The organism is Mumia zhuanghuii, assembly GCF_042681565.1.
Lineage (GTDB): Bacteria > Actinomycetota > Actinomycetes > Propionibacteriales > Nocardioidaceae > Mumia.
Map to the genome: position 1 here is coordinate 1486972 of NZ_JBHUFT010000008.1, position 14633 is coordinate 1501604.

At 68.2% G+C, this 14633-nt stretch carries 18 protein-coding genes; 10 read left to right on the forward strand and 8 right to left on the reverse strand.

Translation table 11 applies throughout. The features are described 5' to 3' along the window. Window positions 1-60: 60 nt before the first annotated feature. The 3 genes from ACFSDF_RS15630 (at window position 61) to ACFSDF_RS15640 (ending at window position 1808) form a co-directional block, all read left to right on the forward strand. Window positions 61-684 carry a dihydrofolate reductase family protein gene (locus ACFSDF_RS15630; RefSeq protein WP_377158161.1) on the forward strand — a complete coding sequence of 208 codons (624 nt, stop codon included), beginning with the start codon at window positions 61-63 and terminating at the stop codon, window positions 682-684. 2 nt (window positions 685-686) lie between these two features. Next, window positions 687-1319, forward strand: coding sequence for a dihydrofolate reductase family protein (locus ACFSDF_RS15635; RefSeq protein WP_377158163.1), 633 nt, complete (start codon window positions 687-689; stop codon window positions 1317-1319). A gap of 78 nt (window positions 1320-1397) precedes the next feature. Further along, window positions 1398-1808 (forward strand): helix-turn-helix domain-containing protein, encoded by a 411-nt coding sequence (locus ACFSDF_RS15640; protein ID WP_377158165.1) that lies wholly within the window; start codon window positions 1398-1400, stop codon window positions 1806-1808. 442 nt (window positions 1809-2250) lie between these two features. On the opposite strand, the gene ACFSDF_RS15645 is transcribed toward ACFSDF_RS15640, so the two are convergent. The 3 genes from ACFSDF_RS15645 to ACFSDF_RS15655 form a co-directional block, all read right to left on the reverse strand. Beyond that, window positions 2251-2532 (reverse strand): winged helix-turn-helix transcriptional regulator, encoded by a 282-nt coding sequence (locus tag ACFSDF_RS15645; RefSeq protein WP_377158167.1) that lies wholly within the window; start codon window positions 2530-2532, stop codon window positions 2251-2253. Then, the gene (locus tag ACFSDF_RS15650) at window positions 2529-2933 is read right to left on the reverse strand and encodes a VOC family protein (RefSeq protein WP_167250141.1); all 405 of its coding nucleotides are present in this window, start codon (window positions 2931-2933) and stop codon (window positions 2529-2531) included. The genes ACFSDF_RS15645 and ACFSDF_RS15650 overlap by 4 nt, the downstream gene beginning before the upstream one ends. Before the next feature lie 255 nt (window positions 2934-3188). Next, complete coding sequence (locus tag ACFSDF_RS15655) at window positions 3189-3791, reverse strand: DUF4304 domain-containing protein (RefSeq protein WP_377158169.1); 603 nt, start codon at window positions 3789-3791, stop codon at window positions 3189-3191. 90 nt (window positions 3792-3881) lie between these two features. Between ACFSDF_RS15655 and ACFSDF_RS15660 the strand changes: the two genes are divergently transcribed. Beyond that, on the forward strand, window positions 3882-5222 hold the full coding sequence (locus tag ACFSDF_RS15660) for an FAD-dependent oxidoreductase (RefSeq protein WP_377158171.1): 1341 nt from the start codon (window positions 3882-3884) through the stop codon (window positions 5220-5222). A gap of 18 nt (window positions 5223-5240) precedes the next feature. Here ACFSDF_RS15660 and ACFSDF_RS15665 read toward each other — a convergent pair whose 3' ends face one another. Further along, window positions 5241-5855 carry a dihydrofolate reductase family protein gene (locus tag ACFSDF_RS15665; RefSeq protein ID WP_377158173.1) on the reverse strand — a complete coding sequence of 205 codons (615 nt, stop codon included), beginning with the start codon at window positions 5853-5855 and terminating at the stop codon, window positions 5241-5243. Between the two features lie 123 nt (window positions 5856-5978). Between ACFSDF_RS15665 and ACFSDF_RS15670 the strand changes: the two genes are divergently transcribed. Further along, complete coding sequence (locus tag ACFSDF_RS15670; RefSeq protein WP_377158175.1) at window positions 5979-6806, forward strand: MBL fold metallo-hydrolase; 828 nt, start codon at window positions 5979-5981, stop codon at window positions 6804-6806. A 123-nt stretch (window positions 6807-6929) separates the two neighbouring features. Continuing rightward, window positions 6930-7124, forward strand: coding sequence for a hypothetical protein (locus ACFSDF_RS15675; protein ID WP_377158177.1), 195 nt, complete (start codon window positions 6930-6932; stop codon window positions 7122-7124). Between the two features lie 20 nt (window positions 7125-7144). Here the strand turns inward: ACFSDF_RS15675 and ACFSDF_RS15680 are convergent, their stop codons facing one another. Then, on the reverse strand, window positions 7145-7717 hold the full coding sequence (locus tag ACFSDF_RS15680) for a TetR/AcrR family transcriptional regulator (protein ID WP_377158179.1): 573 nt from the start codon (window positions 7715-7717) through the stop codon (window positions 7145-7147). 36 nt (window positions 7718-7753) lie between these two features. Between ACFSDF_RS15680 and ACFSDF_RS15685 the strand changes: the two genes are divergently transcribed. Further along, window positions 7754-8716 (forward strand): DMT family transporter, encoded by a 963-nt coding sequence (locus ACFSDF_RS15685; RefSeq protein WP_377158181.1) that lies wholly within the window; start codon window positions 7754-7756, stop codon window positions 8714-8716. A gap of 383 nt (window positions 8717-9099) precedes the next feature. Beyond that, entirely contained in the window at window positions 9100-10959 is a 1860-nt protein-coding gene (locus tag ACFSDF_RS15690) for a glycoside hydrolase family 3 protein (RefSeq protein ID WP_377158183.1), read from the forward strand. Window positions 10960-11022: 63 nt separating this feature from the next. Here ACFSDF_RS15690 and ACFSDF_RS15695 read toward each other — a convergent pair whose 3' ends face one another. After that, window positions 11023-11598, reverse strand: coding sequence for a TetR/AcrR family transcriptional regulator (locus ACFSDF_RS15695; protein ID WP_167004137.1), 576 nt, complete (start codon window positions 11596-11598; stop codon window positions 11023-11025). A gap of 178 nt (window positions 11599-11776) precedes the next feature. Here ACFSDF_RS15695 and ACFSDF_RS15700 point away from each other — a divergent pair, with 178 nt between their 5' ends. Together ACFSDF_RS15700 and ACFSDF_RS15705 are read left to right on the forward strand one after the other, a co-directional pair. Next, window positions 11777-12151 carry a hypothetical protein gene (locus tag ACFSDF_RS15700; protein ID WP_377158185.1) on the forward strand — a complete coding sequence of 125 codons (375 nt, stop codon included), beginning with the start codon at window positions 11777-11779 and terminating at the stop codon, window positions 12149-12151. Beyond that, window positions 12148-12657 carry a flavodoxin family protein gene (locus tag ACFSDF_RS15705; protein WP_167004132.1) on the forward strand — a complete coding sequence of 170 codons (510 nt, stop codon included), beginning with the start codon at window positions 12148-12150 and terminating at the stop codon, window positions 12655-12657. Before ACFSDF_RS15700 ends, ACFSDF_RS15705 begins: the two co-directional genes overlap by 4 nt. Before the next feature lie 188 nt (window positions 12658-12845). Here ACFSDF_RS15705 and ACFSDF_RS15710 read toward each other — a convergent pair whose 3' ends face one another. Together ACFSDF_RS15710 and ACFSDF_RS15715 are read right to left on the reverse strand one after the other, a co-directional pair. Then, a complete protein-coding gene (locus tag ACFSDF_RS15710; protein WP_167004129.1) occupies window positions 12846-13940 on the reverse strand; it encodes a sensor histidine kinase in 1095 nt (364 codons plus the stop codon). Then, the gene (locus ACFSDF_RS15715) at window positions 13933-14628 is read right to left on the reverse strand and encodes a response regulator transcription factor (protein ID WP_167004126.1); all 696 of its coding nucleotides are present in this window, start codon (window positions 14626-14628) and stop codon (window positions 13933-13935) included. Before ACFSDF_RS15715 ends, ACFSDF_RS15710 begins: the two co-directional genes overlap by 8 nt. Window positions 14629-14633 lie beyond the last annotated feature (5 nt).

The window sequence follows — 14633 nt, forward strand, 5'->3', positions numbered from 1 at the left end:
ATGCGATTTGGGCGTGATTGGCATTAGACGTCATGGCAGTGCCGCGCGATGCTGAAGTGCATGACTCCACCGACGGGCAAGGTGATCGGCAACATCACGATCTCGGCCGACGGGTATGCGGCTGGGCTGAACCAGACCGAGGAGCGCCCGTTCGGCGACGACGGTGGCGACGGATCCGGCGGCAAGCTGCACGCCTGGATGTTCGACGACCCCGAGGCGAACCAGGCCGAGGTCGACGAGCTGGCTGCGTACTCGGCGGTGATCATGGGCCGCAACATGTTCGGACCTGTACGGGGTGAGTGGGACCGGCCTTGGAACGGGTGGTGGGGCGACGACCCGGTCTTCCACGCCCCGGTCTTCGTTCTTACCCACCACGCGCGGGAGCCGCAGCCGATGGAGGGCGGCACGACGTACCACTTCGTCACGTCGGGGATCGAGTCCGCGCTCGCGCAGGCGCGCGAGGCGGCCGGCGGCGGTGACGTGTCGATCCTGGGTGGCGCGGACACGATCAACCAGTACCTCGCTGCCGGTCTGGTCGAGGAGCTGCGGCTGCACGTCGTCGCGCTCACGCTCGGCGCGGGCGCGCGGCTGTTCGAGGGCGTGCCGCCGCTGGCGCTCGAGCAGGTGAAGTCGCGGGCGTCGAAGTCGGTGACCCATCTGACCTACGTTCCGGTGAAGGAGTAGCCATGTCTCACGTACGCGTCCACAACTTCGCGATCTCGCTCGACGGCTTCGGCACGGGGGAGGGCCAGAGCGCCGATGCGCACTTCGGTCACGCGGGGGACCGGCTCCACCGGTGGATGTTCGCCACCCGATGGTGGGACCCCGCAGGCTCGAGTGGTGTCGATGACGCCTTCACCCAGCAGCACGAGCCGGGGATCGGCGCCGAGATCATGGGCGCCGGCAAGTGGGGCCATCCCGGATGGCAGGAGGACCCGGACTGGAAGGGCGCGTGGGGTCCGAACCCGCCGTTCCACACACCGGTGTTCGTGCTGACGCATCACCAGCGGCCGTCGATCGAGATGGAGGGCGGTACGACCTTCCACTTCCTCGACGCCTCACCTGCCGAAGCGCTCAAGGCGGCGAAGGAAGCTGCGGAAGGCAAGGACGTACGCATCGGCGGTGGGCCGACCGTGATCCGCGACTTCCTGGCCGCCGGGCTCATCGACCATATGCACACGGTGGTGGTCCCGATCCTGCTTGGACGTGGCGTGCGGCTGTGGGACGGGCTGGAGGGACTTGAGGAGGACTACCGGATCGAGGCCACGTCCTCGCCGAGCGGAGTCACGCACGTGACGTTCGACCGGGCGGTGGGGTGAGGTGCCCGGCTCAAACTGCGCCCCGCCCTGTAGCGATAGGCCCTGTGCGTTTTGAGCGTTTCGAGGTATCCTCGATCCATGGCTGGTGCTATCGCGCACGATCAGGCGGAACGCTTGCGCGCCGCGCTCGAGGGTGTGTTCCAGGAGCCGAAGGATTCGCCCGATGTGTCCGATTCGGCTCGTGACACGTTCCTTCGCCTCGTCGATGTGCTCGAGTCCAATGCTGAAGCAGTCGTCCTGCCGTCCGAAACGCTTGTCAGCACTCAGCAGGCCGCCGACTTCCTCGGTGTCAGTCGAATGACAGTGGTGCGGCTGATAGATCGCGGTGACCTTGTGGCTGAGGGGGGCGGAGTGCATCGTCGGGTCGCAGCTTCGGAAGTCGCGCGCTACCGGGAGGCGAGCGCGCATCGGCGCAGAGCTGCGCTGCATGAGCTCGCTCAGGAGATCGGTGAGGACACGCCGCCTGACCAGGTCATCCGCACCCGGTGAGCCGGCCGGTTGCTGTTCTCGATGGTGCGCGCTCATTCCGATCCGTCTTGCGACCACGTTGCTGTGGCTCGCTGAGGCCGAGCTGTTCCAGCCGTTGTGGTCCGAAGCCATCCTGGACGAGGTGAACAGGAATCTTCCGAAGGTCGGGGTGGCACCCAATGATGCGGCCCGTCGAATCGCAATGATGAGAGATGCCTTCGGTGTGGAGGCATTGGTTGATGGGTTCGATGACCTCGTTGACGAGATGGCGTGCGATCCCAAGGACCGGCACGTGCTCGCCGCCGCCGTTCGTGGCGGTCCTCCCGCATGTTCGCCAGCGTAGGGCACGCTCATCGGCATGACAGCGCGTTCCCGGAGCGCCCGTCACGCGGCGGAGTAGCGCGCAGCGTCGCGGCAGATCCGGGCGTTCCGGCACACTCCGTCCGGCTGGGTCGTCACTGGTCTAGCGTTGTCCGCGGCCCCAGTCTCCGAGCGTATGGATCGCCTCACGGAGGGCGAGCCCGCGCTCGGTGAGCGTGTAGGCCCGGGTGTTGTGCTGCAGGGGTATGCGCGTCAGGACGCCGGCCGCTTCGAGCTCACGCAGGCGGGTGGCGAGCATGTTTGTCGGTACTCCTAGTTCGCGATGAAGGTCGCCGTATCGCTGCGGCCCGTCGAGCAGCCTTTCAACGATGAGCAGTGCCCACCGTGCGCCGACGATCTCCAGGGCTGCGGCGAGGTCGCTCACGCGGTCGGGTCGGTCTCCGGCTTCATCCAGAACGGCGAGTAGTGGTAGCCGTCGGGGTCGTCGAATTGGCGCTGGTACATGAAGGGGTAGTCGTCGGTGTCGCCGATCCGCCCGCCAGCGGCACCGGCGCGCTCGACGAGCTCGTCGACCGCCTCCCGGCTTCCGAGGTCGAACGAGACGGTGACCTTCGAGGGGGTGCCAGGTCCGCCGATGAGCTCCTCGACGCCGCCGACGCTGGCGTACATCTCGTGGCTGCCGAGCATGACGTACTGCTCGGGCGCGATCGCGAAGCACGACACATTGTGGTCGGACATCTCTGTGTTCAAGGTCCAGCCGAGGGCCGTGTAAAAGACGGTCGCGCGCTCGACGCTGTCGACCGGACAGGTGATGAAGAGGCTCATGTGAAGGATACTTGCAAAATACAAGTAGTCCGTCAAGGCGCTTGCGCGTGGGGCGGCACGTCCCGCCCGGTTCGGGGACGATCCGTCTCGGCAGCGCAATGCTGCTACTCGGGTCGCGCCCCCGGAGGAATGAGCTGCTGACCCTCGCTGGCAGGCTTTCCGGCGAGCTCTAGTCAGGTTCGGACGTGTCCGCAACGCGGCGATATGCAGCACCTGACCATGCGCGAAGACGGGAAGTTGAGCGTGCGCTTCAGGTCATGCCTTGGCGGCCTCGGCACGAACCCACGTATCGAATCGTTCGGCGTGGTCGCGCTGTGTCGGCGTCCCGTTGGTGAGCGCATCGTCGAGCCGCGAATCCAACGCGTGGGAGGGTCCAGCGTCCATGAGCATCAGGGCCTCGGCACGAGCGAAGAAGACTCCCAGGTTGGAGCGCTTCATCATGCCGAGGTCGCCGTCGTGCAATCGCGCCATCATTGCCTCACGCGAGAACATGCGCTCCAGAACGGGCCAACCGGCCCGATCCAGCTGGGAGATCATGTCCGTGACGGCCTCGTTGGCTGAGTTCTCGTCGGTGATTTCCCACCAGCCGTCCGTGCCTTCTTGTGTTCCGCTGGGGTGGAGCCGATCTCGGTAGAGCCCGAGCGACTCAGAGATCGACTTGGGCATGCTCGGGCCGAGGTTCTCCGACTGCCATCGCCGGTGCTCGAAGACTTGCGCCAGGTGGGAGATGACCTGTTGTAGCCGTGGCTGCGGGCGGCGGGGCCAACATGGTCGCGAAGGGCATCCTTCAAGGCGGTTTGGGCGGTCACCCGCGCAGGGCGATGCCCGCCACCTATCGGCGCATGTTGCCCGCACCACCGTGACGAGCGTCTCCCGTCCCGGCGGGGGAGAGCCGTGCGCCGAAAGGTAGGTTAGGACCGCCTAGCCTTACCAACGAGAGGATCTCGGATGCGTCCCCTGCGCGTCGCGGTCATCGGCGCCGGACCGGCCGGAATCTACGCCGCGGACATCCTGACCAAGCAGCACGAAGCGGCTCAGGTCGACGTGTTCGATCGGCTCCCCGCCCCGTACGGGCTGGTCCGCTACGGCGTCGCGCCGGACCACCCACGCATCAAGGAGATCATCAAGGCTCTGCGGCGCGTCCTCGGGGGTGACCAGATCCGGTTCTTCGGCAATGTCGAGTACGGCGTCGACGTGTCGCTCAAGGAGCTGCAGCAGCACTACCACGCGGTCATCTTCGCGACGGGCGCGATCGCCGACCGTCCGCTGGACATCCCCGGGATCGACCTGCCGGGCAGCTACGGCGCCGCGGACTTCGTGTCCTGGTACGCCGGCCACCCCGACGTCCCGCGCGACTGGCCCATGGATGCCGAGAGCGTCGCCGTCATCGGCGCTGGCAACGTCGCGCTCGACGTCGCGCGGATGCTCGCCAAGCCCGCAGACGAGCAGCTGACCACCGAGATCGCCGACAACGTCCATCAGGGGCTCGCCGCGAGCAACGTCAAGGACGTCCACGTCTTCGCGCGACGCGGCCCCGCGCAGATCAAGTTCTCGCCGATGGAGCTGCGCGAGCTGTCGCACTCGCCGTCGGTCGACGTGATCGTGCACCCCGAAGGTTTCGAGATCGACGACGCGGGCCAGGAGGCGATCGCCAAGAGCAAGGGCACGCGCCTGGTCGTCAACACTCTGCTCAAGTACGTCGAGGCCGAGCCCACTGGCGCCCCACGACGCATCCATCTCCACATGTGCCAGGCGCCCGTCGAGGTGCTCGGCACCGACCGCGTCGAGGGCCTGCGGACCGAGCGTACGGAGATGCGGGGCGACGGCGTCGCGCACGGGACCGGCGACTTCACCGATACCGAGGTCCAGGCCGTCTATCGCGCGGTCGGCTACCTCTCGACGCACCTTCCCGACGTGCCGTTCGACCACGACGCCGGCGTCATCACGAACGACGCGGGACGCGTGCTCGAGGTCGACGGCACCCCGATGTCCGGCGTGTATGTCACCGGGTGGGTCAAGCGCGGACCGGTCGGCCTGATCGGGCACACCAAGTCCGACGCGAACGAGACGATCACCAATCTCCTCGCCGACCTCGACGGCCTCGACCTGCCTTCGTACGACGACCCGACCGCGATCGTCGAGCACCTCACCGACCGCGGCGTCGAGTTCACGACGGGGGAGGGGTGGGACCGCCTGGACGCGCACGAGATGGCGCTGGGCGAGGACGCCGGGCGCGAGCGCGTCAAGGTGGTCCCGCGCGAGGACATGCTCCGGGTCTCGCGGGGCTGACGGTGGAGCGCCCGTCGCTCAGTCGTCCGCGCTGACCTCGTCGCTCACCGTCTCCGGCGGACCGTCGAGGCAGCGGTAGCGCAGCAGGACGACACCAGCCGGGTACGCCGTCGGCGGCTCGGCCTGCGCGAACCGGGCGGCGGTCGCCCCCTCGGGGAAGAGCCTCTTGCCCTGCCCGATCACGACCGGGCACATCCACAGGTTCACCTGGTCGACCAGCGACTCGCGGAACAGGGTCTGCAGAAGGTCCGCGCTGCCCCAGGTGTGGATCTGCTCGTGGCGCTCGCGCAGGTCGCGGACCTCGGTGGCCGCGTCGGTGACCTGGGTGCTCGTGTCCCACGAGAGCTCGGGCGTCCCGTGCGAGGCGACGTACTTCGGCACCCGGTCGAAGGCCCGCCCGATCTCGTCGGTCTTCCCCGGCCAGTAGCTGCGGAAGATGTCGTACGTCGTACGCCCCAGCAGCAGCGCGTCAGACTCCTCGACGTCCGCCACGATCTGCGCACCGGCCGTCTCGTCCCAGTACGGCCGCTCCCAGCCGGCGTACGCGAAGCCCGCGTCCTGCGCGGTCGGGCCGCCGTTGGCCTGGATCACGCCGTCGAGCGTGATGTTCATGTTGACGTGCAGCTCACCCATCGCGTCTCCTCCTCGTCCTCGGATCCGGCTTTAGTGACGACCCGCGCGGAGGAGCGAAGTCATCGGACCCACGGTTGTCGTACGGTGTGCGGGTCGAGCGACGAGCACCCGCGAGGGGGAGCGATGCGGATCTGTGCCACGTGTGGCGTCGAGTTCAGCGAGCCTCTGCCGGAGGTGTGCCCGATCTGCGCCGACGAGCGTCAGTGGGTGCCGGCGGACGGGCAGCGCTGGACCACGAGCGCGGACCTCGCCGCCGCCGGCCAGCAGTTGGTCGTCGCCGACCGCGAGCCGGGCCGTGCGGAGATCAGGACCAAGCCGACGGTCGGGATCGGTCAGACCTCCCAGCTCGTGACGACGGCACAGGGCTCGCTGCTCTGGGACCCGCCCGGCTACGTCGACGACGAGACCGCCGCGCGGATCCTCGACCGCGGTCCTGTGCTGGCGGTCGCCGCGAGTCACCCGCACATGTTCGGCGTCCAGACCGCGTGGGGCGATGCACTCGACGCGCCTGTACTCGTGTGCGCGTCGGACGCGGAGTGGATCGGCCGTCGTACGGAGCGCATCGCGGTGTGGGAGGACGACGTCGATCTCGCGCCCGGCCTGAGCCTCCATCGCATCGGCGGCCACTTCGCGGGATCCGCGGTCGCGCTCTGGGCCGACGACTCCACCGGGCGAGGCCTCCTGCTCAGCGGCGACACCGTGTTCCCGAACCCCGACCGTGCGTCGCTGGGTTTCCTGCGCAGCTATCCGAACAAGATCCCGCTGTCGGCCGCCGTCGTTCAAGCGATCGCGGACCGGCTCGCGACGCTCGACTTCGACCGCATCATCGGCAACTTCGGCAACCCGATCGACGGCGACGCGAAGGCGGTGCTCGCCTACTCCGCCGCTCGCCACATCGCGTGGGTCCGCGGCGACCACGACGGCGAGACCGGGATCGCGACCAGCGGCTGAGTCGCGGGTCAGCCCGTCGAGTGAGAGTGCCGGCGGTTCAGCACCGACCTGTTCTTGCGCCGGCTGAGGATCGAGGTGCTGCTCTGGTCGCTGAGGATCGAGCAGTTGCTCTGCCGACACAGGATGGAGCAGTTGCTCTGGTGCGAGAGCATCGACATGGCCGACATCACGGATCCGAGCGACCCGGCAGACAGGACCGAACCGATCGACCCGATCGAGGCGATCGACCCGATGCTCCCGATGGACAGCACCGAGCTCTCGGAACAGATCGACAAGAACGAGTTCTTCGAACGCCACGAGAGCACGGCGGCAGTCTAGCCACAGAGTGACCCGGGCGCTCAGCCTGCGCGGAGGCGTCTGAGCGCGGCCTCGCGCGCCCGGTCGTACGCGGACGGCACGACCCCCATGCCCGCGGTGACCATGGCTCCCTCGTGCAGGATCATCAGGTCCTCCGCCACCGCGCCGGGGTCGGCGGCACCGGAGTCGCGGGCGAGGTCCGCGAAGAGCGCGAGGGTCCACCGCTTCTGCTCGATGATCACCGCGTACGCCGGATGTGACGGGTCGCTGATCTCGGCATGCGCGTTGATCATGCTGCACCCCTTGCCGCCGTGGTCGCCCGACCAGATCGCGACGGCGTCGAAGATCGCCGCCAGCCGGGAGGCGGGGTCTGTGCCTGCGGCCTCGAGCCGGGGGAGCAGGAAGTCGCGCCACCGCTGCTCGCGGTCGACGAGGTATTCGACGACAAGGCGGTCCTTGGATCCGAACCGGTCGTACAGGGTCTTCTTCGTCACCCCAGCGTGCTCGGCGATCGCATCGACGCCGACAGCGTGGATGCCCTGGGAGTAGAAGAGCTCGGACGCAGCCGCGAGTACGGCGCGAGCCTTGGGGGTCCAGCCGATGGCAGATTCCATTTGGTCAGAATACACCGATCGGTATAGTCTGCGGAGATGAGAGATAAACCGATCGGTATACCTCGATCCGCACCTCTCGTCACCGTCGTCCTCGCGGTCGGCTTTGTCGTGTGCTGGTCCTCGGGCTTCGTCGGCGCCAAGCTGACCGCGTCGGACACGTCGGTGCTGACCGTTCTGATGTGGCGGTTCCTCATCGTCGCGGTGATCCTCCTTGCGTTCCTGCGATCGGGGGGACGTGGCGCGATCGCCAGGTGGTCCGGCGCCGAGCTCGTCGGCCAGGTCGTCGTGGGCCTGCTCTCGCAGACCGGCTACACGCTGACCGTCTATTGGGCGATCGCGCTCGGCGTGAGCACCGGCACGACGGCCCTGATCGACGGGATCCAGCCGCTCGTCGTGGCCTCGCTCGCCGCACCCCTGCTCGGGCTGATGACGAGCCGGCGACAGTGGATCGGGCTCGGTCTCGGGCTCCTCGGCGTTGCCGTCGTCACCTGGGCCGACGTGGCGTCTCCGGGCACCGAAGCGCCGCTGTGGGCGTACGCGGTGCCACTTCTCGGGATGCTCAGCTTGGTGGGCGCAACCTTCGTGTCCCGCCTCGACGTCATCCGCACGACCGCGCGACGTGCGCTCGCCGTGCACTGCGCGGCGTCGGCCGTCGTCTACAGCGTGCTTGCGGTTGCCACCGGGAACGCCGTACCGCCGGCGTCGGGGAAGTTCTGGTTGGCGGTGGCCTGGCTCGTGGTTCTGGCGACGCTCGGCGCGTACGGCGCCTACTGGGCCCTCATTGAACGCGTTGGCATCACCTCGACCAACGCCCTCCTCTTCCTGGTGCCCGGGGTGACGACGCTGTGGGGTGCTGCGCTGTACGGCGAGCCGCTGACTGCCCTGACGATCGTGGGACTCGCGCTCGCGCTGGCTGCCGCAGCGACGGTCGTCGTGAGGCGACGATCGTTCGCGAGGCCTCACCGAGCGCCTCGAGCTTCTCGCGGCCCGTGTCGGTGAGGACTGCCCCCGTACGACGGCGCGTTGGACGCGCAGCACGCCCAAGGAGGGGTGGGACCACAACCTCGGCTACCTCCGCCGCATCGTCGCCGACGTCTGGCAGGCGGAGCTGACCGTCGTCGAGCGCGAGGTCACTCTCGTCGGCGTCAACCCGGCACTCGACGCGTTCCTCGAGTCGGCGGCACTGATGAAGAAGGAGGCCGAGGATGCGGCCCTTGCTGCCGGACGGGCGCTGGCCACGCGCTGACGCTGCGCCGAGGTGTGCGCCTCGCGTGTGGATGATCCGGTACGTAACTGTGAATCTGAGGTAGTGCTTTCTGGAACGTCAAGCGCTACTGTTCGTGTGATCCGCATCACACGAACGGCCACTCCCGGAGGCGCTCATGTTCGGTCGGTCAGCATCCATCCGCGAGAGCCGGACGCCGCTCCGGCTCTTGATCCTCGGCCTGGCCCTGGTGCTGGCCGCGGCGTTCGGCCCACCCGCTGCCACGGCCGGCGGCCCAGGGCACTCCGGTGATGCGCCGTACCGGGGCAAGATCATCTCCCAGCTCCGGCACATGACTCTCGAGGAGAAGGTCGGCCAGCTCTTCGTCATCGAGGTAGCCGGCCGCGACGCGAACACACCGAGCGACGCGGCGAAGGCGATCAACCAGCGGATGTATGGAGTCGACACCCCGGCCCAGGCTGTCGCGAAGTACCGACCCGGCGGCGTCATCTACTACACGACACGCAACAACGATGACAACATCGGCGACCCGGCCCAGGTCGCGACGCTGTCCAACGGTCTGCAGGCCGCTGCGCTCGCGCAGCCGCGTCGCATCCCGCTGCAGATCTCGGTCGACCAGGAGGGCGGCGCGCTCGTGGCGCGCTTCGGTGCTCCCGCGACGCAGATGCCCGGCAACATGGCGCTGGGTGCTGGTCGTTCGGCGGCAGACGCAAAGCGGTCAGCGCAGGTCATCGGCACCGAGCTCGACGCGGTCGGCGTGACGCAGGACTACGCGCCGGTGGCCGACGTCAACGTCAACCCCAACAACCCGGTCATCGGGATCCGGTCGATCGGCTCCGACCCAGCGCTCGTGTCCGATCTGGTCGCGGCGCAGGTCCGGGGCTACCGCGCCGGCGGGGTGTCGGCCGTCGCGAAGCACTTCCCCGGCCACGGTGACACCGGGAAGGACAGCCACTTCGGGCTCCCCGAGGTGACCCACACGCGCGCCGAGATGGAGGCGGTCGACCTGCCGCCGTTCCGTGCGGCGATCGCCGCTGGCATCGACACGATCATGACCGCCCACGTCGTCCTGCCGGCGATCGATCCCGACGTGCCGGCGACGATGTCGCACAAGATCCTCACCGGGCTGTTGCGCGACGATCTCGGATTCGACGGCCTGGTCGTCACCGACGCGCTCGACATGCAGGGCGCGACGTCGACCTACCCGCCGGACGTCGCGCCGGTCCGGGCCTTCCTCGCCGGCGCCGACCAGCTGCTCGTCCCGCCGCAGATGGACGTGGCGTACGGGGCGGTGCTCGACGCGGTCCGTAGCGGTGAGATCAGCAAGAAGCGGCTCGACGAGTCGGTCTATCGGATCCTGCTGCACAAGCACCGCGAGGGCATCTTCCGCGACCCGTTCGTCGACCCGGCCGCCGCGACGCAGGTCGTGGGTGCGCCGCAGCACCTGGCCGACGCCCAGGCGATCACCAACCGCACCACGACGCTGGTCAAGAACGACGCCGGGCTGCTTCCGCTGACGGCCGGTCCGCGCCGCGTCCTCGTCGCCGGGTGGGGCGTCGGGACCACGCAGGGCATCGCGAACGCGATGGGCGCGCGAGGCGCGACGACGCAGGTCCTCGAGTCCGGCACGACACCGTCGGCAACGGCGATCGCCAATGCCGTCGCCGCCGCGCAGAACTCCGATCTCGTGGTCGTGTCGACCAATAACGCCTACGCCATCAACGCGGACACCGGGCAGCCGACCCCCGCAGCAGTGGCGCAGACGGCGCTCGTACGGGCGTTGCTGGCGACCGGGAAGCCGGTCGTCGTCGCGGCGATGCGCAACCCGTACGACGTCGCGTCGTTCCCGGAGGCCGCGACCGTGCTCGACACCTACGGCTACACCGTGGGCCAGCTCGAGTCGCTCGTACGGGTGCTGTTCGGTGAGGTCAACCCGACCGGCAAGCTGCCGGTCTCGATCCCGCGCGCGGACGGCACCGGGGTGCTGTTCCCGTTCGGCCACGGGCTCGGCTACTGAGGGCGCCGGGCACGGTGGTCAGCGAAGGCGCATCCTCCGCTGACCACGGTGCCCGCCTTCGGGTTAGAGGCGGCGTAGCGCTCCGAGAGCGGCCTCGAGGACATCGGCGATCGGCCGGCCGGCCGGGTCGCGGTGCCACTGCTCAAGTGCTGAGAAGTAGCCGAAGACCAAGGCAGAGGACACGACGCGAGCTTCCGAGGTGGTGAGGCCACCGGACGCGGTCAGGATCGGAGCAATCCGTTCGACAGCGTTGGCCAGAGTCTCGTAAGAGGCCTTGCGGACCGCTGGTTCGTCGAAGAAGTAGCGAATACGTCGTCGTGCAAGGCTGTCGTCGGGGTTTTGTTGGTCTGGGCCTGGCTCGAACCGTGCAACAACGGTTCGTACGGTGCTGACCAGGTCATCGGGGTCGATAACCGCGGCAAGTTCGACGTCGCTCAGGGCGTCGAAGTCGTCGGCGAGGACGAGCCCTTCCTTGGTGCCGAAGTAGCGGTAGACCGAGGACGGTGACACATCTGCTGCCTCGGCGATCTGCTCGACACTCACATGCTGGTAGCCGCGTTCGTCGAACAGGTCGAGGGCGACTCGCTGGATGTGGCCCATCGCCGTGCGCCGCTTGCGCTCTCTCAGCCCCGGTGCCATTGGCCCATCATACTGCAAGTCACTACTAGTTGACACTACCTCTGCGGCTCAGTACAGTCACCATCAACTGATAGTGACTGTCAATTAAGGGGTTGTGATGACATCAGAACGCACGGCGTCACGAAGGGTCGCGCTGTCAATCTGTCTGGGACTCGGATTGGCCGCCACGGTGGTCGCCATGATCTGGATGGCTGTCGACCAGGCGACCGGTGACAGCGTCGCGTCACGCGTCCACGAGCTTTACGAGCCATACGGCCAGATCCCCGACCCGATCGTGCCCTGGATCTGCCTGTACAGCGTGTTCGGTCTCGGAGCGTTGGGGTGGGCGACCGCCCTCGCAGTAACGTGGCGCGGGGCGAGTTGGGCGCGGTGGTGGTCCACGGCCTGCTTCGTGGTGGGCAGTGCACTGTTGATCTTCACCGCGGTCGTCTTCGAGCACGAGACACCCATTCTGCCGCTCTCGTGGCGCGTCGTGAGCATTGCTCTGGCCGTGTTCGGCGCCATAGCCCTCGCGGTCGCGTGGCTTCCTACCACCGAACGGATCAAGGAGTGAGCATCCTCATCGCCACCGAGTCCTACTTCGGCAACACCTCGGCGATCGCGGATGCGATCACCGAAGGGCTCACCGACGTCCTCGGGGCAAGCCGGACCTTGATCGTGACGGCGGGCGATGCGGGTGCGACCCTGCCGGCCGGGTTGAAGGCCGTGATCGTCGCGGCGCCCACACACGACTTCTCGCTGCCCACTCCACGGACGCGAGAGCAAGCTCGGACCAAGGGATCAACCGCGAGCAACACGCGGGGAGTCCGTGAGTGGATCGAGGTCCTCCAGCCAGTCGCCGACCTCCCGGTTGTCACGATCGATACTTCGACCAAGACACGCTTCACGCCTGGCACCGCCTCCAAAGCGGCATACAAGTCGCTCAAGAAGCGAGGATTCAACGACGCGCGACGCGGTCCGAGCTTCTACGTCACGGGAGTCCAAGGCCCACTGCTCGAGGCGGAGCTTCGACGCGCGCACCGATGGGGACAGGACTTCATCCAGTCCCTGACCGTGTGAAGGTTGATTTTCGTGCGGGCTGGCTCGGCGATCCCCGCCGTAGCTCTGGGCGAGCGTGGTCCACCGCTGCCCGTCGTTCACGGTCTTCCTGACGTGGAGCTGCGTACCGCCTCTGACAGTGCTTCGGCCTCGACGGTCCTCCCTCGATCATCCCTTCGGCGGCCTTGGTCGTTGCTGTCGACGCCTCGTCACCTCTCGCGTCGTGGTGGTGCGGCGGGGAGCCGTACCGTGACGCAGAGCCCGCCGGCCGGGCGGGCGGTGAGGCTGAGGGTGCCGTCGTGCGCACGGCCGATGTGCTCGACGATCGCCAGTCCCAGGCCGACACCGGAGTGGTCGTCGTGGACACGGTCGGAGCCGCGTCTGAACGGCTCGGCGAGCGTGGCGACCAGGTGCGGGCTGAGCTTCGCGCCGGTGTTCTCCACGGTGAGCAGCACGCCCGACGACTGGACGCTGGTGGTGACCCGCACGCTCCCTTGGTCGGGGGAGTTGTGGACGATCGCGTTGTGCACGAGGTTCGTCGTCATCTGCAGCAGCAGTGCAGGTGAGCCGACTGTCGTCGCGACGTCGCCGGACGTCTCGAGGGTGATGCCGCGCCGTTCCGCGAGGGGAAGGAGCGTCTCGGTGGCTTCTTCTGCGAGGAGGGACAGGTCGACGGGCTCTCGGGTGAACGAGCCCTGATCCGCCCGGCTGAGCAGAAGCAGTGCCTGCGTGAGGTCGATCGCCCGGGCGTTCACGGCGTAGAGGCGGTCGACGAGCTCGGCGGGGTCGCGGCTCGGATCCTTCCGGGCGAGGTCGAGGAGTGTCTGCGTGACCGCCAGCGGCGTACGCAGCTCGTGCGAGGCGTTCGCGGCGAACCGCTGCTGCTCGGCGACCTGGGCCTCGAGGCGCCCGAGCATCGTGTCGAAGGAGTCGGCGAGCTCGCGGAACTCGTCCTGGCGGCCTTCCATCTCGATCCTGTGCGAGAGCGACCCGGTCGCCGCGCGGCGGGTGGCGTTGGTGATGCGGGTCAGGGGAGCAAGCATCCGTCCCGCGAGAAGCCAGCCCCCGATGACACCGATGACGAGCAGGAACACCAGCGCCTGGGCCGCTCTCGGCGCGAAGGCTTCCAGCAGGTCGGAGCGCGTGGGCGTGAAGGGGCCGGGGCCGCGGTTCGCGCGATCGGGCACGTAGCGCAGGAGGAACACCCACACGGTGGCGAGCAGCAGTGCACCGGTGACCATGACGAAGCCCGCATAGCTGAGCGTGAGCTTGAGGCGGACACTGAGACCCGGCGCTCTAGCCACGATCGCCTCCCTCGCGCTCGGTCTCGGGCTGCGTGTCGATGCGATACCCGACGCCGGGGACGGTGGCGATCAGTCCGGGTTCGCCGAGCCGTTTGCGCAGGGCCGAGACGGTGATGCGCACGGCGTTGGTGAACGGGTCCGCGTTCTCGTCCCACGCTCGCTCGAGGAGCTGCTCGGCGCTGATGACACCGCCTTCGGCTGTCATGAGGACTTCAAGCACCGCGAACTGCTTGCGGGTGAGGGCGACGTAGCGGCCGTCGCGATAGACCTCGCGGCGGAACGGGTCGAGCCGCAGGCCGGCGATCTCGCGTACGGGAGGTCGGATGTGCGCGCGCCGACGGTCGAGTGCTCGCAGCCGGAGCACCAGCTCCCGCAGCTCGAAGGGTTTGGTGAGGTAGTCGTCAGCACCGAGCCCGAACCCGGAGGCCAGGTCGTCGAGGCGGTCGGCCGCGGTGAGCATGAGGATCGGCATGCCGCTGCCGGAGGCGATGATGCGTCGGGCGATCTCGTCCCCGGAGGGACCGGGGATGTCGCGATCGAGCACGGCGATGTCGTACGAGTTGACGCCCAGCAGCTCCAGCGCGGTGTCGCCGTCCCCGGCGAGGTCGGCCGCGATCGCCTCCAGCCGGAGCCCGTCGCGTACGGCCTCCGCGAGCAGGGGCTCGTCCTCGACGACCAGTACGCGCATGCTCC